The organism is Algoriphagus yeomjeoni (genome assembly GCF_049821175.1).
In the GTDB taxonomy this organism is placed as follows: domain Bacteria; phylum Bacteroidota; class Bacteroidia; order Cytophagales; family Cyclobacteriaceae; genus Algoriphagus; species Algoriphagus yeomjeoni_A.
In genome coordinates, this window is the sequence record NZ_CP187512.1 from 2,093,499 (window position 1) to 2,117,981 (window position 24,483).

Genomic DNA, 24,483 nt, shown 5'->3' on the forward strand with positions numbered 1-24,483 from the left:
AGTTATTTTCAGTCATTTGATTTTCAAACCCAATTCCTCCATTCTTTTTTTATGAAAATCACTCCCAGAGATAGAGTGGGCTATTTTCACAAATTCGAAAGCCTTTTCGAGGTCATTAGTAGTTTCATAATAATCAGCCATAGAATCATACATATTGGCACTCTTAGGGAAATACTTGATTCCTTGCTCAAGGAATAGCTGCGCTTTTTCCATTTGCCCCATATCCATATTCATGTAACCTGACATGGTAAGCAAATCCTCAGGCAATGGCGGCACGCGGTATCCAAAATGAGTTTCCAACTTTTTGGCTCTATAATCCATCAACTCAAGTAGATCGTGGACCGAGGTTTCTGGAATATTGAATAGCTCCACTCTTTCCATCTGAAACCATTCAAATAAAGAAATTAAGCCGTTTCTAAGTGAAGGAAGTGGAATGGTGCCGTGAAGGTCTTTTGGAAAAAACTCCCAATCAAAGTCCAATCCAGTATCAGGGTTTGCTCTGCAAAACTCAGCAAAGGCCAAATTACTTCGAGCAAACAAGGTGAATTCTGAATCGTCCTGAACGACATTCTCAAGTGTGATTGAAGGGTTTTGCATATGAAGCTGACCATTAAGAGAAATGTAGAGCGATTTGCCATTTAGACTTTCTTTGGAGAAGGCATCCTTGGCATGCTTTAGCATCAATTGATCATCCCAATCCAAACTGGGATCGATTGCCAGATAATTTTCAAAAAGCTCAGGCTGGGTAATTAGTGTATTTATAGCAAACAATCCTCCGTAAGAATGTCCAATCAAAGTTCTGTAGCTAGTCACAGGATAGTTTTTCTCTACAAAAGGAATCAGCTCCTTTGCAATAAACTCCTGAAAATTATCCGACCCTCCATTGGGTTCCCAACTTGGCTCGACTACAGTGGGTGTCAAGTCTTTAGTTCTGTTTTGATGATTAGAAACTCCGATTAGGATCATGTCCGGCAAAAACCCACCTGAATAGAATTGCTGAGTCACAGCAAGAGCAGGTAGCAAATTTTCTCCATCTAGAATGTAAGCAGTAGGATATTTGCTGTCGCTCTCAGGATCAAATCCCTCAGGAAACTGTACATAAAAAGTCCTGATTTCTTTAAGAATTTCAGAATAAATAGAGTCTTTGATTCCTATTTCAGAGAGGAACTGGGCATTTGCATTACTAATTACGCTAAATAAGATAGCTAGGCAGAGCAGTATTTTTCTAGATAAAGAAAACATCAAGATGAACTTAGGTGGAAATTTGAATTGAAAATCACTTTGCTGCTTCGGTGTCCGCTTTTCTAATCCAGCTAAGTATTAAAGTTGTGAAGTACCCAAGAATGAATACAAACAATCCAAATAAGGGTGATAGCAAAGTGATTTTTAAGCCACCAGCTAAAATAGCCGGGTCAGCCCCTCCCGTTGCCTCGAGGGTATCAAATCCCTGAATCAAACCCATTAAACTGTTGGCAAATGAAATGACCAATCCCAGAAGCACAACTTGATTGACTAGCTTTTTATACTTCAAAAAAGTGGATTCATCCCCTTTCAGGTTAGCAAACGCTTTAAATGCAAAAAAAATCGCCAGCAGTAAACAAGCTAAAACAAGTAACATCCCCGTCAATCCTCCTTCTACAAATCTTTCAATGAGGACATTTGATAGAACCAGTTTTTGAGTAAAAATAGCTGTGTTAGTGTACATGGATTTTGTGATTAGTTGATACTACAAGTGTACAGTATCTGACATTCTTAAATTAGATTTTGCGATCAACGACTTTCCAAACTAGTAAATTGACAGGAATAGTGAGGGTTTTGAAAAAAACAAAATACGCTAGGTCACCTACCCAGCTAAATCTGTCAACCGTCGCAAATTCTTTGCAAATACGATTTTTTAAAAGACCTTGTCTTATTCAATGGAGATTAATAAGCGGTTGTTAATTCAGATTTCAAAGAAGCTTTTGGAACAGATTTCTATCTGTCTAGGGGCTCTTTTATTCTTTACTTTTTACTTTGGCATTACGATCTCCAATCTTGCACCGGCATTCACCTTTGGGATTTTTCTCTTGCCAGTCACAATGGGAATGGTGAATGTATTTTCTTTTTACCTTATCCCAGAATACCTCTATAAGCAAAAGTATTTTCTGTTTGCACTTTACACCATTTACACACTTATCATCTCCTTTTTCTTCATTGCACTTTCATCTTTTTATGGCTTCATTTTCATCAATTCATTGGATACCATCGACAAAGGATTCATGATGAGTAAGAACCTCTACCTGATCATTATTGGAGTTTACCTAATCGTGCTATTGACCTCGCTATTTTCAGCTTATCGGGAAAGTTATAAAATTCACTTACGAAATCAAGAGTTACAATATGAGTTAGTAAATGGTGAACTGCAACTAAAGCAAGATGAGCTTTCCTATCTCAAAATGCAGATCCACCCACATTTCTTATTCAATACACTGAATACGATTTATGGTTCTGCTATCGCAAAAAGCAATGAAACTCCAGAATTGATTTTGAAACTTTCGAATCTATTGGACTATATCTTGTATCAAACCAAAAAGTCTGTAGTGCCTTTACAAGATGAGGTCGATCATTTAAAAGATTACCTGGATTTAGAAAAGTTGAGACATGTGGAAAAGCTTAAAATTGACGCTACTTTTCCACAACAATTAACTGGTGAATTGATCGCTCCGATGCTACTTCTCCCACTATTGGAAAACAGCTTCAAGCATGGGAAATCACAGGCAAATGAAGCATTTGTGGAATTAAGGATTGAGGTAGGTGAGGGAAATATTAATTTCTTTCTCAAAAATACATTTGAGAAAACGGATCATAAAGAATCGCTGGAATCTTCTGGAATTGGTCTCCAAAACATCCAAAAACGTCTCGACCTCCTCTATCCAAATGCCCACCTATTCACCTTCGAAAAGGTAAAGGGCTACTTTGTAGTGAACCTACAAATTCAAACGAACCAACCCAAATCCGTATGAATTGTCTGATCGTTGACGACGAACCTATCGCACAGAATATTTTGAAGGACTTTGTCTCCAAAGTGAATCATTTAAATCTTGTGGGCTGTGCCAGCAACGCCAATGAAGCCTTTAATTTGGTTCAACAAGGACAAGTTGATCTGATTTTCCTAGACATCAACATGCCTGGAATAGATGGTATGGCTTTCGCCAAAATTATTCCTCAAGAGATGCATGTCATTTTCACTACTGCCTATCGTGAATATGCGATTGCAGGATTTGATTTGGCAGCCACAGATTATTTATTGAAACCCATTCCCTTTGAGAGATTTCTAAAAGCCATTGCAAAAGCAAAAGATGCTTTCGATTCCAAAAGTCATCCAACTTCCAGTGAAAAACCAGATTTTCTCTTCGTGAGGCAAGATAGAAAAATGGAAAAAGTAAACTTCGACGATATCCTTTACATAGAAAGCTTCGCGGACTATATCAAGATCCATTTAAAAGACTGTGTCTCTGTAGTGCGGGAAAGCATCTCAAATTTTGAAAGTAAACTCCCTGCGAGTCAATTCCTCAGATTTCATCGCTCTTTTATCGGTAATATCTCAGCAATTACTTCTTACACCCATGAATTTCTGGAAATTGACGGAAAGGCATTGACAATTAGCAGATCCTATAAAGAGGAAGTTTTAAAAAGACTCCAGAAATTCGAGTAGAGCGATTCAAAAAAAATCTGAACTATTTTTTAGTAAATGGATGGAATGACGAATTTTTCATTTTACTTTGTAACTCAAAGTACTTTTAACTATGCGAAAACCAGAACAAGAGTTAGCCGAAATCAAGTCCATGATGGAGAGAAGCACACGCTTCCTAACCCTCAGTGGTATTTCTGGGATATTGGCAGGGACCTATGCTTTGATCGCAGCAGGGATTGCCTATACCTGGATCTATTATCCAGAAGTACCCTATGGAAGTAATATCGACAAGATCAGTGAAGATGGGATCGTTGGAAAGTTATTGATCACTTCATTGATCGTATTGCTACTATCCATAGGAACTGCTTGGGTGATGAGTCAAAATAATAGCAAGAAAAAAGCTACCAAATTCTGGACTCCAGCGAGCAAACGTTTTATCCTAGCGCTATTTATACCAGTAGCCATTGGAGGAATTTTTTGCCTGGCTTTAGTTTCAAAAGGACATCTCGCCGTAGTCGCGCCAGCTACTTTGATCTTTTATGGATTGGGCTTGCTGAACGCCTCCCATTTCACTCATAACGACATCAAATACCTAGGCTATTGTCAGCTTGTGCTTGGAGTTATTTCGGCATTTCTTCCAGGATTTGGTCTGCTCCTCTGGTCATTAGGTTTCGGAGTACTGCATGTCATCTATGGAGCGATGATGTATTATAAATACGACAGGTAAGGTGAAGGGGAATTACGATAAAGCATTTGAAAATGTGGTCCGGTTGCGGGTCATGTCCATCTTGATGGTCAATGATGAATTTGATTTTAATTCATTCAAAGAGCTGCTAGATGTGACGGATGGCAACCTGGCTTCGCACCTGAAAAACTTAGAGAAGCAAGAATACATTTCAGTAGCTAAATCATTTCTGGGCAGAAAACCATTAACCAATTATTCAGCAACAGCCCAAGGTAAAATAGCATTCCAAGACCATCTGGAATTCCTAGAAAATTTGATCAAAGAAAACAAAACCTAAAAAAATTTATACACTTACTTTGAATCGCAAAGTACTTTTAAAACACAAGCAGATGAAGACAAACATAGAGTTTCTAAAATGCATTCAAGCAAAATCCGCTGCGGTAGCAGGGCTCATTGGAGCTGGAATTCCATTTTCCTGGCTTATGTTTCTCATTCTAGTCAAAAGTGAAGACTTCGAGACTTGGATGATGGTCCCCCTCACTTTTATCCCACTGGGTGGTTTGTTTGGAGGATTATTCTTCTACCTGATGGGATTTATCTGGTTCCCTTCAGGGAGAAGAAAGCTAGCAGCTATCATTTTCAGCACAGTAGTCTACTTTATAGGAATATGGCTCACTGCTGTTTTCGCATTCAGTCTTGTTGGGCTTTGGGATTAAAATCATTCGCTTCCAACTACATAATAAACCAGACACTTTTACTCACTAAATCATGGAAAAAGAAACAAACCTTTCTATCCTCGAAAAATTCCAGGATTGGATTTCACGCTCTACCAGCTTAAAACTTTTAGTAATTGGCTTCATTGCCTTATTGCTATTAATTCCGCAAGCGTTGATTACAGACCTGATTAACGAAAGGCAAATACGTCTTCAAGAAACGGAGAATGAAGTGACAGACAAATGGTCTCGGGCTCAAACTGTAATTGGGCCATATCTGGCACTACCCTATCATACGTACCGAGAGGTACAGAGTAATGGCGAAACCAAGGTAGTCAAGGAGCTACAAACTGCTTATTTTCTACCTGATGTTTTAGATGTCAATGGTGACCTTCAAGCTGAATCTCTTCATCGCGGTATTTTTGATGTGGTCGTTTATCGAGGGGATTTGGATGTAAAAGCTGACTTCAACTCCATTGCACTTGGAAAACTTGATATAACCACCGAGCAAGTACTTTGGGATCAAGCCACCTTTCTAATTTCCGTGAGCGATCTAAGAGGAATTGGAGAAAATCCTGAACTAAAACTTGACAACAAATCACTTATTTCAGAACCATTTACCGATTCTCAAACTAAGCTGACAGGGCTTCAATTTCCAGCTTCCTTGGATTCTGCATCAAAGGAATTTACTTTTTTTGGAAAAATAAAACTCAAAGGAAGTAAGGAGTTTCATATCGTACCTTTAGGCAAAACCACGTCCTTGAAACTAAGTGGAAATTGGCCTAATCCGAGTTTCCAAGGAGACTTTTTACCTGAAGACAGAGCACTGACCAGGGAAGGTTTTGAGAGCATATGGAAGGTCCTTCATTTTAATAGACCCTTTGGCCAGGAATTCACCAATACGCTGCCAAATTTCCTGGAAAGTTCCTTTGGCTTAAGCCTCAAAATGCCTGTGGATCAATACCAGCAGAGTATACGAACCTCAAAATATGCAATCCTAATAATCATCTTGAGCTTTCTGGCTTTGTTCCTAATGGAGACCTTTACTAAAAGAAGGATTCACCCGCTTCAATACACGTTGGTTGGATTCGCTTTGGTCCTCTATTACACCTTATTGATAGCACTTTCTGAGCAATTAGGCTTTTCATTAGCCTACCTCATTTCAAGCTTAGCGACTGTAGGCCTGCTAGCATTTTACTCCAAAAGCCTATTCTCCCAACTCAAAACCATAGGGATTTTCACAGGAATTCTCTCGGCATTTTACAGTTTCATTTTTGTAATCATAAAGCAGCAGGACTATGCCTTGTTGATCGGAAGTATTGGGCTATTTGTAGCACTAGCTGTTACTATGTTCATTTCAAGAAAAATTGATTGGTATAAAAAATAACCCCTCGCAATTCTGTTTAACTCCCCATAATTCGACAGCAAATGACATTATCAAGTTTACCTGAAAAGTTAGAGAACTACTATTTCAGCATAAAGAAAAATAGATGGCACTGGTGGTTTCAACTCGCTTGTAGAATCCTGCTAGCGTATGCATTCCTTGTTGCCGGCATGGTGAAAATTCTGGGTGAGCGATTTGCCAGTGGTTTATCTGTGATTCATCCTATGGGCTCCTATCTTGAAGCCCTACATCATACGGGCTATTACTACACGTTCATTGGGGTTGCTCAGGTGCTGGCTGCCATCCTACTTCTAATTCCTAGTACAGTTTTATTAGGGGCGTTGCTTTACTTTCCCATCATTGTAAATATTTGGATACTGTCTTATGCTGTTCGCTTTGTGGGCTCCTACTTCACGTCTCCTTTGATGGTATTGGCAAACCTCTACATCCTTGCCTGGCACTACGACAAACTGAGATATATCCTTCCATTTAATAATTATTCGAAGGAAGTAAGCGTATCCAAACCAGCGAAATACGAGAATAAATTTCCAATTCTATTTTGTATCGGAGTGATTTCCACCATGGTATTCTTCGTTTGGTATGCACGTAATGGACATGAAGTTATGCCTTTAAATTCCCTCTCTGACTGCAAATCTCAATTCATAGGAACAGAAAATGAAGCAGCAGGATTTGAATTCTGTGATTGTATTCATACCACCGGGAATCCACTGGACGAGTGTTTGGAAAATTTAGAAAAATCTAAAAATTAGAAAAAACATAACTCATTTATAATCAATAAAATCCTGAATAACATAATCCTTCCCGACCATGCGTACAGAAATCTTAACTCACATCAATGATCCGGCTTATCTGGAAAAGCTTTACCGAAGCAACAAGTCAGAGTTTAAAGCATCATTTACAACGCTTTATCCCGAAATAAGCGAGAAGCCAATCAGCGAATTTTGGAACGAAAGATTGAATTCCGAAGCTGGTGGAATCTCCTGGGGTTCCAATAACGAACTAGTTTACGTTGGCGTTGCCACATTCCTAGCAGGCTTGATCGCCCGGATTCCATTCACATTCTCCGTTTCAGAAGACTTCTTTTATCCTCGGAATATCGCCTTCATCATCTTCCCCGTCTTGGTAGCTTTTTTTGCATGGAAAAATAAATTACCTGCCAAAACTAAAGCGATCATTGCTGCTATTTCTTCAGCATGCCTGATTTATATCAACTCTCTGCCAGGCATTGAAACTGACACATTGATTTTAGCATGTCTTCACCTGCCTGTCTTATTATGGATTTTGATTGGAGTGGCTTTTTCAGGAAAAGAAATTCGGAATGTAAATAAGCGATTGGAATTCCTTCGATTTAACGGAGATGTGATTGTGCTATCAGTTCTTTTAGGGATAGCTGGAGCAATTTTAACAGGTATTACCTTTGGACTTTTCAGCTTGATTGAAATAAATATCGAAGAGTTTTTCCAGCAGAACCTAGTAGTTTTTGGCTTGCCTGCTGTCCCGATTATTGCCGTTTATCTGACTTGGACAAATCCTCAATTAGTCAATAAGGTATCCCCAATCATTGCCAAGCTGTTTAGTCCAGCAGTTCTGATTATGCTTACTGTATATCTTGTGGCGATCATGTATTCTGGAAAGGACCCGTACAACGATCGGGATTCCCTCCTACTCTTCAATTTAGTATTGATTGGTGTGATGGCCTTAATTTTCTTTTCGGTAGCCGAAAGCTCTAAAGATCAAAAGAAAAGCGGCCATTTTTGGATCCTTTTTCTTCTATCCATTATTACAATAATTGTCAATAGCGTTGCACTTTCAGCAATCCTTATTAGGATAGCTGAATTGGGGATTACACCAAATCGAATGGCTGTCCTAGGGAGCAATATTTTGATGCTCGCTCATTTGCTAATGATTGCTGTTAAGCTATTTCAGACTGTGTCCAAGAAATCAGAAAGCAGCGAAGTTGGAAAGACTATCGTGAATTATATTCCTGTTTATTTCATATGGGCAGCGTTTGTATTCTTCCTTTTCCCCGTTCTATTTAATTTTCAATAAATTCGATTTCAAGCAGGGATCAACTACCCAATGATCCCTGCACTTTTTTGACTCAATCAATAAATTGGTTGTATTTTGGCAACAGTCATCAAAACCAATTTTAGTAAATGGACATTTTTAATATCATTACCATACTTACTGTTCTTTCAGCTGCTTTTGCTTTTATCAACACCAAGTTTTTGAAGCTGCCTTTTACAATCGGGCTGATGATTATCGCAATCGCTTTCACGGTGATTCTAAACATTCTTGGAAACTTCAATCCTTATATTATGGAGGAAGCCAATGTATTGATAGAATCAATCGATTTTGAAACGGTGCTGCTAGATGTGATGTTGAGTTTTTTGCTTTTCGCGGGAGCCCTTCATACTAAACTGGATGCACTCAGAAGGCAAAAGGGTCCAATTGCGCTCTTCGCAACGATCGGTATTGTGATCTCTACCTTCCTCATCGGTACGATGATGTATTACCTCTTTATCGCATTCAACTATCCCATCGATTACCTCTATTGTTTGCTTTTTGGGGCGCTTATCTCTCCTACTGACCCGATAGCCGTGTTGGGGATTTTGAAGGATGCCAATGCCCCAAAAAAATTGGAGACCAAGATTGTCGGCGAATCCCTGTTCAATGATGGAGTCGGAGTCGTAGTCTTTATTGTGCTTTTCAAAATCGCTCAGCAAGGCTCGGACTCGATGAGCTTTGGAGATGTCGGCTTGCTATTCGTCGAAGAGGTAGTCGGAGGAATTGTCCTTGGATTGATTGCAGGCTGGCTCGCATTCCGACTGATGAAAGTCATCGACAACTTCGAAACCGAAGTGATGATTACTTTGGCTTTGGTCATGGGAATTTCGGCCTTGGCACATTACCTGCATGTCTCAGGACCTCTTGCGGTGGTAGTTGCGGGAATTTTTATTGGAAATAAATCACCGGAGATCGCTTGGTCGGCAAACACACAAAACTATGTCGACAAGTTTTGGGAATTGATCGACGTATTACTCAATGCGCTGCTGTTCGTGCTGATCGGCTTGGAATTATTGATTATCTCTTTAAGTACCAATTATCTGATTTTTGGCTTATTAGCAATTCCAATATCACTGCTCGCACGATTCATTGCACTTTCCGGACCAGTCGCACTTTTCAAAAAGAAGCTGGACTTCATTCCAAAGACAAATTTGATCATGACCTGGGGCGGAATCCGCGGGGGAATCTCGATTGCTTTAGCACTTTCCCTAGAACCTCAAATGGAACGGGAATTATTCCTGACAGTCACCTATGTGATTGTGGTTTTCTCAATTATTGGACAAGGCTTAACCATTGGACCTTTAGTAAAAAAGGTACTAGGTATGAGTGAATCAAAAGGATAGAAAAACAGACTAGCGCCTTACTTTTCGAAAGTAATTGCATCAGGTTTGGCTCCAAGCTTTTCTAAGGTTTTACTTATAGCTTTTACCATAGGATCAGGCCCACAAACGTAAAAGTGCTGGGAAAAATCCTCTACATGTTTTTTCAAAAAGTCCTCGTCGACACGTCCGTGTTCATGACCTTCAGCACTTTCTTTTTCGAGAATAGAACAAAAATCCCCCTTAAGAGTTTCTCTGAAGTATTTCTCCAAAATAACATCCTGCTTGGTCTTATTAGCAAAGAAAAGTTGGTTACCGCTTAACTCTCCTTGTGATTTCAACTGCTTGATTATTGCAATGAAAGGAGTAACACCAGCACCGCCTGCAATAAAAGTCCCCTTACCCTTGTATTCAATAGCACCCCAAGAGTCGTCGAAAATGAGCTCATCACCCACCACTAATCTGTCAAGTTGATTGGTGACACCATCATGATCTGCATAGGATTTAATAACGAATTCTAAATAATCGTCTTCTGGCAATGAGGTAAAGGTAAATGGGCGCTTTTCCTCCTTCCAATCCGGTTTATTGATAGCTACTTCGGTTGCTTGCCCTGGAGTAAATGAATAATCCTTTGGCTTTTCCACTTTGTACTGCTTTACATCGTGTGTTAATGTCTGAATATCAAGTATTTTTGAAATATGAGTCATTAAAATAGTTTGGTTAGTTGTAATTTATAATACGAATTCAAGGCTTTTTGTTTAATCCCGCCGGTATTTTCTCCTGCTGTTTCAGGAGCAAATGTGTTATTCCATTCAATATTTCTATGAATTAGCTAACTTGTCCAGCAGAAAAAATCAATCAAAAAATGAAAAAACATTTAAGCCTAAGAATCAGCTTTTTACTTGCTTTGACAATTGGTTTTACAGCATGCAGCAGTAAAACTGGGACCGAGAAACTTACAGAAGTAGAAGAAGGTACTGAAATTCTTTCTGGAGACTTCGGAGGTCTAGCGCTATATACATTAAGAGATGCTATGTCTAAGGACCCAAAAAGCACACTAAAAGCTGTTGCTGATAATGGCTATGCCTATGTAGAAACAGCAAATTATTCAGATGGAAAATTCTACGGAATGACTCCCACAGAGTTTAAAGCCTATTTAGAATCTATTGGCCTGACTGCCAAGAGTGCACACATGGGAATGGTTAATTTGGAGAATGCAGATCAATTGATTTCAGATGTGAAAGCTGCTGGCATCGAATATTTTGTTATTCCTGTACCTCCTATGGGCATGTTTACCTCTGGAAAAGATGGAATGGGAATGAAAGGCAGCCCAGAGGAATTGGTTAACATTATGAATACTTTGGGAGAAAAATGCAACAATGCAGGGATCAAACTTTTGTATCACAATCACGACTTTGAATTCAAAGCGATGGAGGATGGTACTGTGATTGAAGATCTTCTTTTGAAGAAATGTAATCCTGAATTTGTAAACTTTCAAATGGACCTTTTCTGGGTAACAAAAGCTGGTGTTGACCCACTTACCTATTTTGAAAAGTATCCAGGTCGCTTTATTGCTTGGCATGTGAAAGACATGAATGAAGAAGGTAACTTTGCTCCTGTAGGAACTGGTACGATAGATTTCAAGAGAATTTTAGCTGAAAAAGAAAAGTCAGGAATGGAGTTCTACTTGGTAGAACAGGATAATACGTTTGACTTAGACCCTTTAGAAGCAATCAAAATCAGCCATCAAGGTTTAGAAGAGATTGGATTCAAGTAATCCCCATTTTAATAAGTTAAAAGCCACCTTAATCGGTGGCTTTTGTCATTTTTGAAGATCCTGCTTTTAAAACTCACTAATCACCCTCTCCTCATTTCAGATGTTTTTAGTAATTTAATCGGTGTCCCAAAAACGATAACCTGATTATGAAAAACCCAATATTCATTTTGCTGCTTTGGCTTTTTATTCCTTTGATTGGTAAGGCTCAGCAAGAAAAGCCAAATATTGTCCTGATTCTGGCAGATGACTTAGGATGGTCGGATATCGGTTCTTATGGAAGTGAGGTAGAAACTCCAAACTTAGACTGGCTGGCTGAAAATGGGGTCAGATTCACTCAAATGTATAATACCTCAAAATGCAATCCTTCCAGAGCCGCCTTGATTACGGGTTTGTATGCACAGCAAGTAGGCTATGAATCTACCTACGAGCAGCCTCTGAAAAATGGAATCACATTCGGAGAACTTCTCCAGTCGGCAGGATATAGAACATTTTGGGCAGGCAAGCATCACGGATATGACCATCCAATGGATCGGGGCTTTGATAGATATTTTGGACTTAAAGAAGGAGCTTCAAACCATTTCAACCCCGGACCTCGTCGTGGAAACGAACCTCAACCTGCCCAAAAAAGGGATGATCGCCCATTTTATGAGGACCGGAAACTTATGCAGCCTTATTCTGTCCAGCAAGATTACTACTCCACCGATTACTTCACCAAATATGCCTTGCAATGGCTGGAAGAATACAAAGATGAGGACAAGCCATTTTTCCTTTACATCGCATATACCGCACCTCATGATCCTTTGATGGCTTGGCCGGAAGACATTGAGAAGTATAAAGGAAAATATTCTGAGGGGTATGAGTCTATCCGACAAAAGCGCTATGAGAAGCAGAAAAAACTAGGAATCATTGATGACACCTATTTCCTAAGCGAAGCTACCTATCTCCCTTGGCAGTCGCTTTCCGATTCTCTTAGAAATATAGAGGAACAGAAAATGGAAGTCTATGCTGCAATGATTGACCGCATGGATCAAAAAATCGGGGAAATCATAGAAAAACTGAAGGCCCTCAACAAATTTGAGAATACTGTTTTCCTATTTCTTTCCGACAATGGCGCCTCAGCTGAGGTAGTCACGATTCCCGGAGACGGGAAAATTGGCACCGTAGGACATTGGACTTCGCTGGGGCCTGATTGGGCAAATGTAGGAAACACGCCTTTGCGATTCTTTAAAAACTATTCTTTTGAAGGAGGTATCAAAACACCCTTAATCATTTCCTGGCCAAAAGGTCTGGGTCATCAAAATGAAATCAACTCTTACCCAGCACATCTGATCGATATTCTCCCAACTCTTGCAGAACTCGCAGACGCCAGTTACCCAAGTGAGTTCAAAGGAAATTCTATCTTTCCTGCTGAAGGAAAGAGTCTTTTACCTGCTATTCGAGGTGAATTGACCGAACGTATGGAACCAATTTTCTGGGAATGGAGAGTTGGAAGAGCCGTTAGAAAAGGAGACTGGAAACTCGTTGCTCATGGAGAAAACGCCTCCTGGGAATTATATAACCTAAAATTAGACCCAAGTGAGACAATAAATATCATAGACCAAGAGCCTGAAATTGCTAACGAGCTAGCGCTTGAATTCACAAATTGGAAAGAACGAGTAAGCTTTTAATGCAAGAAACCCCAAGTTGCAAACTGATATTGTAATCATTCAGTTGAGCTTGAGCACAATACTAATTAAGGAAAGTTTCACTCTGTAAAAACAAAAAAACCACTCCTGAGTAGAAGTGGCTTTTCATTTATGGGCCATTAACCTTTTTATCCCAGAAGTAAAGTCAGATTTCGATGAATAGAATTTTTACCTATCCACTTGTATCCGTCGGTTGTCCGTGCTGAGGCGGTCAGCACAAAACTATATGCACAGGATTGAGGTGGTCGCCAATTCCCGGACTCAGGAATTAATTTGTTTACAAATCCTTCCCAATTTCCTTTTGAGGGGGTGTATCCTTCGTAATAGATTGAAGTAGTCAGACCCTCCCCGTAGGTGGCATGAAAACTTACAGAACGGAGATTACCTTCTGGATCATTGGCTGTGACACGGAAATTCAATCCATCCGGTGCTGCTCCTATGCTTTCTATTGCACAAGCCGATACTTCACTCCTGCCATGTTTTACACTTTCGATTATCGTAGCCGGCACATGATTGTCTATATATAATTTCAACTCTTGGAATTCAAGCGGTCTGTAGCTAGTTCCTACAAAAAATGTGACTTTTATAGTATACAATCCTGGTAACAATCCAGAAGTAGGAAACTGTATAAGCAAGTCATCGATGGAGTAATCCGTACTTGGATTTGCCAGCTCATAATATCCATATGAATTTGGCGCAAAAGACTCCAAAGCATAGTTCGAACCCGTCCAGCGATAATTGGACCAATTGCTGATCAACTTCTGGTAGGTGCCTCCTCCCGGACCGGCTATTTCTACCATATACTTCTTATTGCTGGCACCATACAGCGATATCATTTTGGCACGGTTCCCTATCAAGTTTAGCGTACCGCCAAATGCAGCATTTTCCACATGAAGAGAATAACTGGACTCCGTTGTAGCACGACCGGTAGTTTGATTTATTATATCCTGATCAGCCGTATTTTTACCTGCAGGAATCAATCCTACACTTCCTATCAAATGGCCTAATGAACTGGAAGGAATACTTGGCTTTCTAGAAAGGACAAGCTGTCGAAGTTTGGTAAAATCCTTATAAAAATTGCCTGGGAAATCCGTTGTGAACCCAGGATTACTGGATTTTACCCTAAACCCAAAATAGGTAAATGGCGTACTCAACGGCCAAGAGAGCGACACGTTGATCTCGCTAAGTTCTATTCTGAATTTCCAGATTCTATGAGAAACTTCTGAGTTCGGACTTGGACCAAATTCTTGAACCACTGCCGAATTGGAAGGATCGGAAAGTAAACCTGTCCATTGTCCAGGACCTAGGTACTTCTGTCTACCGAGTTTGTTCGGCTGACCTGGGTAAAGTCCATAGTTCACATCTATATTAGAAGTGATCGCTCTATCCCTAGTATTGTCAAAAGTCAGCCAAAAATAATCGTTAGTACTGCTGTCATTCCCAGTATCAGATACCACATCGAGAGTGAGGTACAGAAAATTAGCATCGTTCTTTGCCATCACAAATCCTCTGGAGAACTTGAGACTACCAGCTCCCTCCCAATCTCCTTCGGTCATAGGTTTATTGATGTCAACTGGATTAATTGCCCATTCACTCCGTAGAGGAAAAGCAAAAAGTAATGGGGTTGTAATAGATAAATTTCTAAGCTTAGCCATAGTTTTAAATAATTATGAAATGTGAAAAGAAGTAGTTGTCTCCCAAAAAAAATGAGACAGTCTTGAAATCTAAAATCTCGATTTGTCAACTTAAATGACCTAAAACTATCGAGAACCAACTTGCGCCATTCAAATACGATCAGATTTAATCATCTGAATTTCAATTGATTATCCAATTTAATAATTTGAAGAAAAAATAGGTAGGATTAGGGCACAAAAAAACCCTGACTTGCACTAAATCAAGGTTTTATATTAGTATTATTTGCAAATCACTTCGCGGGTAGCACTTTAGTTTTCACTTCACCAAAGCCAACCCGAACTCCATCCTTCTCAGCAAATCCTTTCATAATTACCGTGTCACCATCTTCTATGAACTTTCGCTCAGTACCTGAATCAAGCTTTACCGTATTTTGTCCATTCCAAGAAAGCTCAAGCATTGAACCATAAGAATCCTCAGTTTTACCAGAGATCGTCCCGGAAGCCATCATGTCACCTACATTGATATTACAACCATTGACTGTCTGATGCGCTAATTGTTGAGCCACATTCCAGTACATATTTTTGAAATTGGAAGTAGAGACCTTGCTGCTTTTCTCATCTTCTGGCTGGATATAAGCCTCCAACTGTATATCAAAACTATGTGGTTTATTACATTTCAGATAGTCCAAAACTTCTGGTTCCTGAACGGGACTTTCTACTTTGAACTGTTCCAAAGCTTCTAAAGTCACCACCCAGGTAGAGATAGAAGAAGCAAAGCTTTTTCCTAAAAATGGACCTAAAGGCACATATTCCCATGCCTGAATATCCCGCGCAGACCAATCGTTGAATAGCACAAAACCAAAAATATAATCCTCCGCGTCAGCTGTAGAAACTGAATCGCCAAGCTTGGTAGATTTACCGGTAATAAATGCAAGTTCCAGTTCAAAATCCAACTTTTTACTTGGGCCAAATACCGGAGCACCTGTTTCAGGATCTTTGGTTTGACCTTTTGGACGGATCACTGGCGATCCAGATGGAATAATTGACGAAGCACGACCATGATAACCTACAGGAAGATGCTTCCAGTTAGGTAAAAGCGCATTTTCTGGATCGCGAAACATTTTGCCAACGTTCGTAGCATGCTCCATACTGCTATAGAAATCCGTATAATCTCCAATCTTCACAGGCAACAGCATAGTTGCCTCCTTACGATTTAGCATTACTTTACCGCGGGCTGAATGATCTCTTAGCTTTTCATTATCTGCCAAAAGCAGTTCCTGAACACGCTCTCTGATTTTTTTAGTGATTACTTTTCCCAATCCTATCATCTCATTCAGAGATTCGCTTAAGAAAATCCCTTCAGGTAAAAACATGTCTGAAAAGAATCCCTCTTGATCCAGAATGCTTAAGTCAACAATCTTGTCGCCTATTGCTATCCCGATGCGAGGACTAAGCTTTTTGTTTTTAAAAACTCCAAAAGGGAGATTGTAAATTGTAAAATCTGAATTTTTTGCTACTTCCACCCAGGTAGTCAGGGCGTTGCTTGGGCTGTCGCTCATTGGTAAAAATCGTTAGGACTGCAAATTTAGCCTTTCTATATGAAATGAAAAGTGCAAAAGCTGAACTAGCCGGATTTCATTTCGCAAGTATGGCTATAAGTCTTTGGCTACTTGACCGTTGACCCGAGAGAGCTAAATTTCAATTAATTCCAATCTACAAAATCAACCAATTATCAATTATTTCACCCTGTTTTCAAGCACTTTGCTAACTTAGGTACCGACTAAAACTCTGAAAAAATGAAATCTGACCAAAATAAAGTTCATATCAATTGGCTTTCCTAAGTCTTTAATGGTTCCTAGCCCTCACTTAAATTAATTTTATAAACAAATGAAAAACCTTCACAAATTTTGCCTGACTATCCTCATGGTATTGTTAGTATCGGTTGCTTTTTCTCAGGAAAAAAGCATTATCGATCAGCTTGAGGAAGTCGCTATAGTAGACCAAAAAGTCATGATGCCTATGCGAGACGGTGTTCGCTTGGCTACTGATATCTATCGCCCCAAAGGAGAAGGTAAATACCCAATCGTATTTTCTAGAACTCCCTACAACTTTAACACCTGGGGAAATGGAGAAATGAATACCCGCACCATGCAAACTGCCCTTTCATGGGTAGAAAAAGGTTATGCATATGTAGTCCAAAATGAGCGTGGCAGGTATTTTTCTGAAGGAGATTGGGACATACTTGGCGTCCCATTGACCGATGGATACGATGCATTTGAGTGGATGTCCAAGCAAAACTGGAGCAATGGCAAAATAGGAACATTAGGTTGCTCCTCCACTGCTGAGTGGCAAATGGCAGTGGCTTCACTGGATCATCCAGCATTGGCGGCGCTTGTACCCCAAGGTTATGGTGCAGGTGTTGGCCGGGTAGGTGGATTTTATGAGCAGGGAAACTGGTATAGAGGCGGTGCTGGTCAGATGCTTTTTACAAACTGGCTTTATAGCGTACAGCATGATCCAATGGCACCAAAATTACCAAAAGACATCAGTCAGAAAGACTTACTAAGACTCCAGCGCTTTTATGATATGTCCCCGGAGTATCCGAGAATTGATTCCAAAGAAGCATTGGCACACCTTCCCATTCAGGACATCATCAGACATCAGAATGGACCTATGGGTATTTACGAAGAAATGATCACGCGTAAGCCAAACGATCCCAAATGGTATGAAGGAGGATTGTATCACGATGATATGCCATTTGACAAGCCAAGTTTCTGGTTTGTATCTTGGTTTGATGTATCAGCCGGGCCAAACATTGCACTCTTCAATCATGCTCGCGAAAATGCCATTTCGCAAATGGCAAGAGATAATCAGTACTTGGTGATCGCACCAGTACTGCATTGCTCTTATACCCGCGCCTCTGAAAACACCATGGTAGGCGATCTGAATGTGGGTGATGCCCGATTGAATTACGATGAGATCATCACTGCTTGGTTTGATGTATGGCTTAAAGGAGAGAAATCTGAAGTCATGGAGGAAATGCCACGCGTACAGTATTACACAATGGGAGCAAATAAATGGCAAACTTCAGACGTATGGCCACCAGCTGAAGCAGTCATGACTACTATGTATTTGGACTCTGAAGGACAAGCAAATACGCTTAATGGAAATGGAAAACTAACTCCTAAAAAGCCTAAAAAAGACAATCCTGATACCTTCAAATACGACCCAATGAATCCTGTGACTTCCTACGGCGGCAATGTTTGCTGTACTGGAAATGCAATTGATGGAAGCGGAGGTTCCAAAGATCAGTCTGAGATGGAGAAGCGTGATGATATACTTGTTTATACTTCTGATGTTTTGGAAGAAGGAATTGAAGTTTCGGGATTCATAGAGTCCTACTTATTCCTCTCTTCAGATGCCAAGGACACTGACGTTACTATCAAACTAATCGATGTACATCCAGACGGCAAAGCTTATAATTTGGATGAAACAATTCAGCGAGTTCGCTACCGTGAGGGCTACGACAAAGAAGTCTGGATGGAAGATGGGAAAGTCTATGAAATCAAAATGACTCCAATGAGCACTTCCAACTACTTCGATAAAGGTCATCGAATCCGTGTCGAAGTCAGCAGTTCCAACTTCCCACGATTTGACCGAAATATGAATACTGGTGGAAATACCTACGACGAAACCGAAGGAATCGTCGCCACCAACTCGATTCATCATGGTGGAAAGAGTCTGAGTAGAATCGTGTTACCGATAGTAAAGAAATAATTTTATCACTATTGATAGTTAAAAGGAAGCCGAAATGCTTCCTTTTTTTATTTTTTGACTTTATGAAACTGTAGAAACTAAAGATTAGCTATTTTCAACCAGATCATTGAAAAACAAAAAACTGATGAAAGCTATATTTTTTGAGAAGTACGGAATACCTGAGGAAGTGCTACAATTGAAAGAAGCACCACTCCCGACTCCTAAGGATAATGAGGTTTTGATTAAACTCTATGCTACTGCAATCAATGATTATGACTGGAGCTTAGTCCGCGGCAAGCCCTATTTGTATAGACTGATGTTTGGCCTAGCCAAACCTAAAAATCCAATCACGGGGATGGAGCTTTCAGGAGTGGTTGAGGGTATAGGATCAAAGGTGAGCAAGCTGAAAGTTGGTGATGCTGTATATGGCGATATTTCACATTTCGGATTTGGGACTTTTGCGGAGTATATCAACATACCTGAGGATGCCGTTCTTCTCAAGCCTGATAAACTGAGTTTTGAAATAGCAGCTGCCATTCCTCACGCTTCTACCCTAGCCATGCAAGCACTCCGAGGTATAGCAGAGATAAAGCAAGGACAGAAAGTGCTCATCAATGGAGGCGGTGGAGGTGTAGGCACCATAGGGCTTCAACTGGCCAAACTCAACAACTGTGAAGTATCGGGAGTGGACTCAGGCGAGAAATTGGATATGATGAAGTCACTTGGCTATGACCAGGTGATCGATTACAAAAAGGTAGACTTCACAAAAACTGGAGAACAGTACGACCTAATCCTAGACTGTAAAACAAACAAATCTCCATTTTCATACCTAAGAGCTTTAAAACCAACTGGAGTCTATGTGACCATTGGGGGCAACCCTGGCAGTTTGATCTCAGTACTTTTTTGGGGTAAGATTTTTTCTTTATTCACTTCAAAAAAGCTTAAGATCCTCAGCCTTAAACCTAATGAAGGGCTGGATGAAATAGCCAAACTAGTAATCCAAAATAAAATCACACCTGAAATAGACGGCCCTTATCCACTTGAAGACACCCCTAGACTAATTCAATATTTTGGAGAAGGAAAGCATAAGGGAAAGGTTGTGATAAAGGTAAGTGGGTGATTAGAGTAAGGGAATCATATGATGTGAAATCTTCGAATTCATCTTAGCACTTTATATTTAAAAAGAGCTTGTGGAGAAGCAGCATAACCCAAAACCTTCGAACTCTTGGTTTTTAAAGACCTCATTTAAATTAATGGTATCTTCACGGGTTATTTCCCCCAAATCTAATCGAGAGGCTATTCTTCCATTGCAAGTGGACGTCAAACAGCCCCGATAGAAGACCATTTATGTCCAAATTACCAGAAGCGTACAAATTCCTAGATTTATCAGATTACGGAAGACCAAGTGCAAGATGGATCGCCAACGCACTAAAAGACACATCAGTTACCCCTGTGCAAGTCACCTCCTGGTTTATTGTTTCGGGAGCTTTGGCGATAGCCTGTATCTTGCTTCAGTTCTATGCAGCTGCAGCTTTCTTTCTTATTCTGAAATCTATACTAGATGCTGCAGACGGGGAGCTTTCGCGGATAAAAAACACACCATCTTACATCGGAAGGTATTATGACTCCATTGCTGATATCATCTTGAATTTCTTGTTTTTCCTTGCGTTCTGGCATATTACGGATGGCAAAATCGGCTATATGCTACTCGCTTTTATTGGATTGCAATTACAAGGCACACTGTATAATTACTACTATGTCATCCTTAGAAATACGGTACATGGTGACCAAACCAGCCGAATCTTTGAGGACGTAGCACCAATTGCTATGGTAGGAGAAAAGCAAAGTACAGTCAACCGATTTTATAAAATCTATGACCTGCTCTATATTTCTTTTGATAAGACGATTTATCATCTCGATCGAAAAGCAATGAATAGCAAGCCATTTCCCAGATGGTTTATGACAATGCTTTCAACCTTCGGACTGGGGTTTCAGCTTCTCTTAATGTCAATTATGTTGTGGTTCAATTTGGAGGCATATATAATTCCATTTTTCATCGCATATTCCAGTTTGATTTTAGTCTTCGTGGTAATCAGGAGAACTGTATTACATTGAGTTTTGTGGGATAATTCCGTAAAAAAGAATAGTGCTCTTGGAGTATTATTTCCTATTAAACCAAACTTATAATTCAGATTAAGTCCAGCTTCCAGAGAAGCAGGACAACCTCCTATCTGCGACCCTCTGCGTAATCCTCCGCGACCTTTGTGGTTAAAAAATCACTATTTTCACTCTCAGAATGACCGAGCTCGAACAAAATATAACCACCTACTTTGGCATGATGCGTGAGGATAGTTTGCAAGCTGTTAGCTCTCGCTTTCACCTAGAAAAACTTAAGAAGGGTGACAACTTTATGAAAACCAGAAAGCCCTGCAACAAGCTTAACTTTATTAAATCAGGGCTTTTGAGAATCTATAATCAAACTGAGGTTAAGTAAGTCACCCCGGCTAGGTATTGTATGGAACTACACCTTCCTATTGTAATTCGAATTCATAACCAAATTCTGATAAACTAAGACAACTCTAAAAACTGCGTGCCTAGCGTTAGAGACCCATAAACTACATTAGACTTTCTCCTCCTTTGGCGCCATCTGTAATTTATTTTTTCCAAAATCCAAGGTGCGGATTGGGAAAGGAATATTGATTCCTTCTGCATCGAATTTCTTCTTGATTAGCATAATCGCTTTATGTTGAGCCGCTAACTTTGGCTTAGGTTTGATGCTATTGATCCAAAATCTTGTCACAAAATTGATAGAACTATCCCCAAATTCCGTGAAGAAAAAATCTATTTCCTCATTTTCTACTATCGGGAAGTTTTCCTTGATCAACTCGAGAACCATTTTTTCAACTTTTTCCAAATCGTCTTCATAACCAACCCCACAGCTTACTTCTACCCGTGACCTATCAGTCAGCGAGTAATTTGTAAAAGGGTTATCAATAAAAATAGAATTGGGAATGATTACATATTCATTATTGGTTTGCCTAATTGCAACATTTCTAAGGCTGATTTCGGTCACGTAACCTTGCATACCATTGGTTTCAATAAAGTCACCGAGTCTGATCTTTGGCTGGAATGAAAGCATAAGGCCAGAAAACGTATTGCTCAAAGTGCCTTGCAATGCAAGACCGATTGCTAAACCAACGACACCAGCGCTCGCAAGAATCGTAGTAAGCACGGTATCCAACTGCATCACGCCTAGCGCAACAAAGAATCCAATCAAAATTATAATAGCGAATACCAGCTTACTTACCATTTGCCTTATCGCTTCGTCAGATATCCTTTTGTAGATAACCTTTTTACCAAGACTTCGGACGCCTTTTGCTATAAAATAAAAAATGACCATGACCAAAATGGCAACGGCGAAATTGGGCAATTTCAAAATGATGGCATCTAACCATCCGTCTAGCTTGGTCCAAAGATCAGTTATCGCATCATTGACAGAAAACTTTTCCTCTATTCCTTGTGCGTCTTGCATAATTAGTTTTTTGAGGTAAATCTCTAAGACAATTCAGTACCTATTCTAAAAGCATCAAGATTAAAATAACACCTGCCATAAAAAAAATGTTTACAATTGAACATCTTCATACTAAAAAGCAGAGTTTGAAATTGGCTAATTACTATCGTTAAAACCCTAATAGCAAAGTCAGATAAGCTCTTCAAAATAAAATACTTGTAAGACAAATCCAAATCATGTAGCTGGTGACACTTCTTGATCTCAAAACATTGAATTGCTTTTCTGAACGTATAATGAAGTGTAGATGCAGCTATCGGAATTATATAAGTACCTTCTGCTCACAAACTAACCTTTAGGTTTTGAGCCAGCATATAGAGCACCATAGAAACTCTAAAGCTTCGCGCATCCCGCATTAATGGGACTCAGCGACTTTTGCAGTTAATTATATCCATTTATACTATTTTCACTTTCGAAATGACAGAACTCGAACAAAATATAAAAAGCTATTTTGGCGTGATGCCCGAGGATAGTTTGCAAGTAGTAAGCTCACACTTTCATCTTGAAACACTAAAAAAGGGTGACTACTTTTTGAAAACAGGAAAACCTTGTAACAAACTTAGTTTTATAAAATCAGGACTGTTGAGAGTGTATAAGCAGACTGAAAGTAAAGAAGTAACGCAATGGATTTCTACTCAAGGTTATTTTGTCACTGATCTTTCGAGTTTACTTTTTCAAAGTCCGGCTCGTTGGACTATTGAGGCATTGACGGATGCAGAGCTTTACACCATCAGCGGTACCGCTTATAGGTCCATTGGGAGCTTAGTCCCGAATTGGCATGAACTCGAAAAGTTGTTTATTGCCAAATGCTTTACCTTTTTAGAGGACCGGATTTTCACTCATTTATCCATGACTGCCGAAGAACGCTATGCTCACTTCTTTGAGCATAATAAAGAGCTTTTCAATCAGGTTCCGCTCCAATACATCGCATCCATGCTCGGGATGACTCCGGAAACATTCAGCAGAATCAGAAATAAACAACTCAGCTAAACTTCTTGATATTTATCAAGAGCGCTCTGCTTACTACTTCCCAATTTTGCCTCAACACTAAATCACTTAACAATGAGGAACTTATTAAAACTGGAAGAAGCAGGTATATTTCTACTCAGCATTTACATATTCAGCACTTTAAATTTGGCCTGGTGGTGGTTTCCAGCACTATTGCTTCTACCAGATATCGGAATGATCGGCTATTTGTTTAGTCCTAAGATTGGAGCAATTACTTATAATCTCTTCCATCACCGATTACTTGCTGTCTGTGCTGGTTTATATGGATTGGCTTTTGAAAGTAAATATTTGATGCTTGCTGGGATCATACTTTTCGCCCACATTTCATTTGACAGATTAATGGGCTATGGTTTGAAATTCAACGATAGTTTTCACCATACGCATCTTGGCAGAATTGGGAAAGCAAAGGGTGATTGGGATTAATACAACTAACGCATAAACCTTCCCCGTGCTCTTTTTAAGGCACATGGCAATGAAACTTAATCCCATTTCTATTCCTTATAACGGTTAGACAATCACGACCACGCTATGAGCAGAGGATTTGTAAAAGAAGATGATCAGGAAGAAACACCTCTTGTACCACCAAGAGCGGATTTACCTGAGGGTGTCACCAACTTCATCACAGAAAACGGAATGTCAGAATTGCTTGCAGAAAAGCAAGCGTTGATTAATGAAAAGAGTGCTATAGAAGCTTCTACGGAACAGGAAAAACGCATTGCTTCAAATTTCATCAATGCAAAAATTCATTTGCTCGAAGAGCGGATTGCCATTGCCAAAATTGTAAATCTAACCGACCAGCCTCAAGATGAAATTCGATTTGGAGCAACTGTTACCCTGAAAATTGGCACTAGCTCTAAGCATCAGACTTACCAGCTTGTAGGAGTTGACGAAGCAGATATAGCTAAGAATAAGATCTCATTCATCTCCCCTATTGCCAAGATATTGATAGGCAAGAAAGTTGGAGAACAGGCCCTTTTAAAGTTGGCAAAAGAGGATAGGGTTTTTGAGGTAATGGGGATTAAATATTAATAGATATTGTGAAATTCAGGAATAGAAATCCCAAACAGCATTACTAAATTTTTGATCCAGCTTCTGGAGAAGCAGGATAACTTCGCCGCGCCCTTTGCGAATTCTTTGGGTACTTAATGGTCAAAACCCTTCGACTTCGCTCAGGGTGACAACAACTGTGTCAG

At 39.8% G+C, this 24,483-nt stretch carries 23 protein-coding genes; 17 read left to right on the forward strand and 6 right to left on the reverse strand.

The features are described 5' to 3' along the window. Positions 1-12 precede the first annotated feature (12 nt). Both ACPUEN_RS08240 and ACPUEN_RS08245 read right to left on the reverse strand, forming a co-directional pair. Positions 13-1,242 (reverse strand): alpha/beta hydrolase-fold protein, encoded by a 1,230-nt coding sequence (locus ACPUEN_RS08240; protein ID WP_425639609.1) that lies wholly within the window; start codon positions 1,240-1,242, stop codon positions 13-15. Positions 1,243-1,276: 34 nt separating this feature from the next. Then, complete coding sequence (locus tag ACPUEN_RS08245; protein ID WP_425639610.1) at positions 1,277-1,705, reverse strand: hypothetical protein; 429 nt, start codon at positions 1,703-1,705, stop codon at positions 1,277-1,279. 211 nt (positions 1,706-1,916) lie between these two features. Here ACPUEN_RS08245 and ACPUEN_RS08250 point away from each other — a divergent pair, with 211 nt between their 5' ends. The 9 genes from ACPUEN_RS08250 (at position 1,917) to ACPUEN_RS08290 (ending at position 9,886) form a co-directional block, all read left to right on the forward strand. After that, positions 1,917-3,002, forward strand: coding sequence for a sensor histidine kinase (locus ACPUEN_RS08250; protein ID WP_425639611.1), 1,086 nt, complete (start codon positions 1,917-1,919; stop codon positions 3,000-3,002). Beyond that, complete coding sequence (locus ACPUEN_RS08255) at positions 2,999-3,694, forward strand: LytR/AlgR family response regulator transcription factor (RefSeq protein WP_425639612.1); 696 nt, start codon at positions 2,999-3,001, stop codon at positions 3,692-3,694. The genes ACPUEN_RS08250 and ACPUEN_RS08255 overlap by 4 nt, the downstream gene beginning before the upstream one ends. 91 nt (positions 3,695-3,785) lie before the next feature. Continuing rightward, positions 3,786-4,400 carry a hypothetical protein gene (locus ACPUEN_RS08260; RefSeq protein ID WP_425639613.1) on the forward strand — a complete coding sequence of 205 codons (615 nt, stop codon included), beginning with the start codon at positions 3,786-3,788 and terminating at the stop codon, positions 4,398-4,400. Position 4,401: 1 nt separating this feature from the next. Continuing rightward, entirely contained in the window at positions 4,402-4,695 is a 294-nt protein-coding gene (locus tag ACPUEN_RS08265) for a winged helix-turn-helix domain-containing protein (RefSeq protein WP_425639614.1), read from the forward strand. A gap of 52 nt (positions 4,696-4,747) precedes the next feature. After that, positions 4,748-5,074 carry a hypothetical protein gene (locus ACPUEN_RS08270; protein WP_425639615.1) on the forward strand — a complete coding sequence of 109 codons (327 nt, stop codon included), beginning with the start codon at positions 4,748-4,750 and terminating at the stop codon, positions 5,072-5,074. A gap of 52 nt (positions 5,075-5,126) precedes the next feature. Beyond that, positions 5,127-6,458, forward strand: coding sequence for a cell envelope integrity protein CreD (creD, locus tag ACPUEN_RS08275; RefSeq protein ID WP_425639616.1), 1,332 nt, complete (start codon positions 5,127-5,129; stop codon positions 6,456-6,458). A 41-nt stretch (positions 6,459-6,499) separates the two neighbouring features. Further along, positions 6,500-7,225 (forward strand): DoxX family protein, encoded by a 726-nt coding sequence (locus ACPUEN_RS08280; RefSeq protein ID WP_425639617.1) that lies wholly within the window; start codon positions 6,500-6,502, stop codon positions 7,223-7,225. Positions 7,226-7,283: 58 nt separating this feature from the next. Beyond that, entirely contained in the window at positions 7,284-8,525 is a 1,242-nt protein-coding gene (locus tag ACPUEN_RS08285; protein ID WP_425639618.1) for a hypothetical protein, read from the forward strand. Between the two features lie 107 nt (positions 8,526-8,632). Beyond that, positions 8,633-9,886: a cation:proton antiporter gene (locus ACPUEN_RS08290; RefSeq protein WP_425639619.1), complete on the forward strand. Its 1,254-nt coding sequence runs from the start codon at positions 8,633-8,635 to the stop codon at positions 9,884-9,886. Between the two features lie 17 nt (positions 9,887-9,903). Here ACPUEN_RS08290 and ACPUEN_RS08295 read toward each other — a convergent pair whose 3' ends face one another. Further along, complete coding sequence (locus ACPUEN_RS08295; RefSeq protein ID WP_425639621.1) at positions 9,904-10,569, reverse strand: FAD-binding oxidoreductase; 666 nt, start codon at positions 10,567-10,569, stop codon at positions 9,904-9,906. A 158-nt stretch (positions 10,570-10,727) separates the two neighbouring features. Between ACPUEN_RS08295 and ACPUEN_RS08300 the strand changes: the two genes are divergently transcribed. After that, a complete protein-coding gene (locus tag ACPUEN_RS08300; protein ID WP_425639623.1) occupies positions 10,728-11,639 on the forward strand; it encodes a sugar phosphate isomerase/epimerase family protein in 912 nt (303 codons plus the stop codon). A gap of 146 nt (positions 11,640-11,785) precedes the next feature. After that, on the forward strand, positions 11,786-13,306 hold the full coding sequence (locus ACPUEN_RS08305; protein WP_425639625.1) for an arylsulfatase: 1,521 nt from the start codon (positions 11,786-11,788) through the stop codon (positions 13,304-13,306). A gap of 146 nt (positions 13,307-13,452) precedes the next feature. Here the strand turns inward: ACPUEN_RS08305 and ACPUEN_RS08310 are convergent, their stop codons facing one another. Together ACPUEN_RS08310 and fahA are read right to left on the reverse strand one after the other, a co-directional pair. Continuing rightward, positions 13,453-14,979, reverse strand: a complete 1,527-nt coding sequence (locus ACPUEN_RS08310; RefSeq protein ID WP_425639626.1) for a hypothetical protein — start codon at positions 14,977-14,979, stop codon at positions 13,453-13,455. Between the two features lie 269 nt (positions 14,980-15,248). Further along, complete coding sequence (gene fahA, locus ACPUEN_RS08315; RefSeq protein WP_425639628.1) at positions 15,249-16,517, reverse strand: fumarylacetoacetase; 1,269 nt, start codon at positions 16,515-16,517, stop codon at positions 15,249-15,251. A gap of 328 nt (positions 16,518-16,845) precedes the next feature. On the opposite strand from fahA, the gene ACPUEN_RS08320 reads away from it, so the two are divergent. The 3 genes from ACPUEN_RS08320 (at position 16,846) to ACPUEN_RS08330 (ending at position 20,829) form a co-directional block, all read left to right on the forward strand. Beyond that, a complete protein-coding gene (locus ACPUEN_RS08320; RefSeq protein ID WP_425639630.1) occupies positions 16,846-18,735 on the forward strand; it encodes a CocE/NonD family hydrolase in 1,890 nt (629 codons plus the stop codon). 124 nt (positions 18,736-18,859) lie between these two features. Beyond that, positions 18,860-19,834 carry an NAD(P)-dependent alcohol dehydrogenase gene (locus ACPUEN_RS08325; RefSeq protein WP_425639632.1) on the forward strand — a complete coding sequence of 325 codons (975 nt, stop codon included), beginning with the start codon at positions 18,860-18,862 and terminating at the stop codon, positions 19,832-19,834. A 227-nt stretch (positions 19,835-20,061) separates the two neighbouring features. Continuing rightward, positions 20,062-20,829: a CDP-alcohol phosphatidyltransferase family protein gene (locus tag ACPUEN_RS08330; RefSeq protein ID WP_425639634.1), complete on the forward strand. Its 768-nt coding sequence runs from the start codon at positions 20,062-20,064 to the stop codon at positions 20,827-20,829. A gap of 505 nt (positions 20,830-21,334) precedes the next feature. On the opposite strand, the gene ACPUEN_RS08335 is transcribed toward ACPUEN_RS08330, so the two are convergent. Further along, a complete protein-coding gene (locus ACPUEN_RS08335; RefSeq protein ID WP_425639636.1) occupies positions 21,335-22,246 on the reverse strand; it encodes a mechanosensitive ion channel family protein in 912 nt (303 codons plus the stop codon). Positions 22,247-22,699: 453 nt separating this feature from the next. Here ACPUEN_RS08335 and ACPUEN_RS08340 point away from each other — a divergent pair, with 453 nt between their 5' ends. From ACPUEN_RS08340 to ACPUEN_RS08350, 3 genes are all read left to right on the forward strand, one after another. Beyond that, positions 22,700-23,272: a Crp/Fnr family transcriptional regulator gene (locus ACPUEN_RS08340; protein WP_425639638.1), complete on the forward strand. Its 573-nt coding sequence runs from the start codon at positions 22,700-22,702 to the stop codon at positions 23,270-23,272. Positions 23,273-23,344: 72 nt separating this feature from the next. Then, positions 23,345-23,713, forward strand: coding sequence for a DUF4260 domain-containing protein (locus ACPUEN_RS08345; protein ID WP_425639640.1), 369 nt, complete (start codon positions 23,345-23,347; stop codon positions 23,711-23,713). 105 nt (positions 23,714-23,818) lie between these two features. Beyond that, positions 23,819-24,319, forward strand: coding sequence for a GreA/GreB family elongation factor (locus ACPUEN_RS08350; RefSeq protein WP_425639642.1), 501 nt, complete (start codon positions 23,819-23,821; stop codon positions 24,317-24,319). Positions 24,320-24,483: the final 164 nt, after the last annotated feature.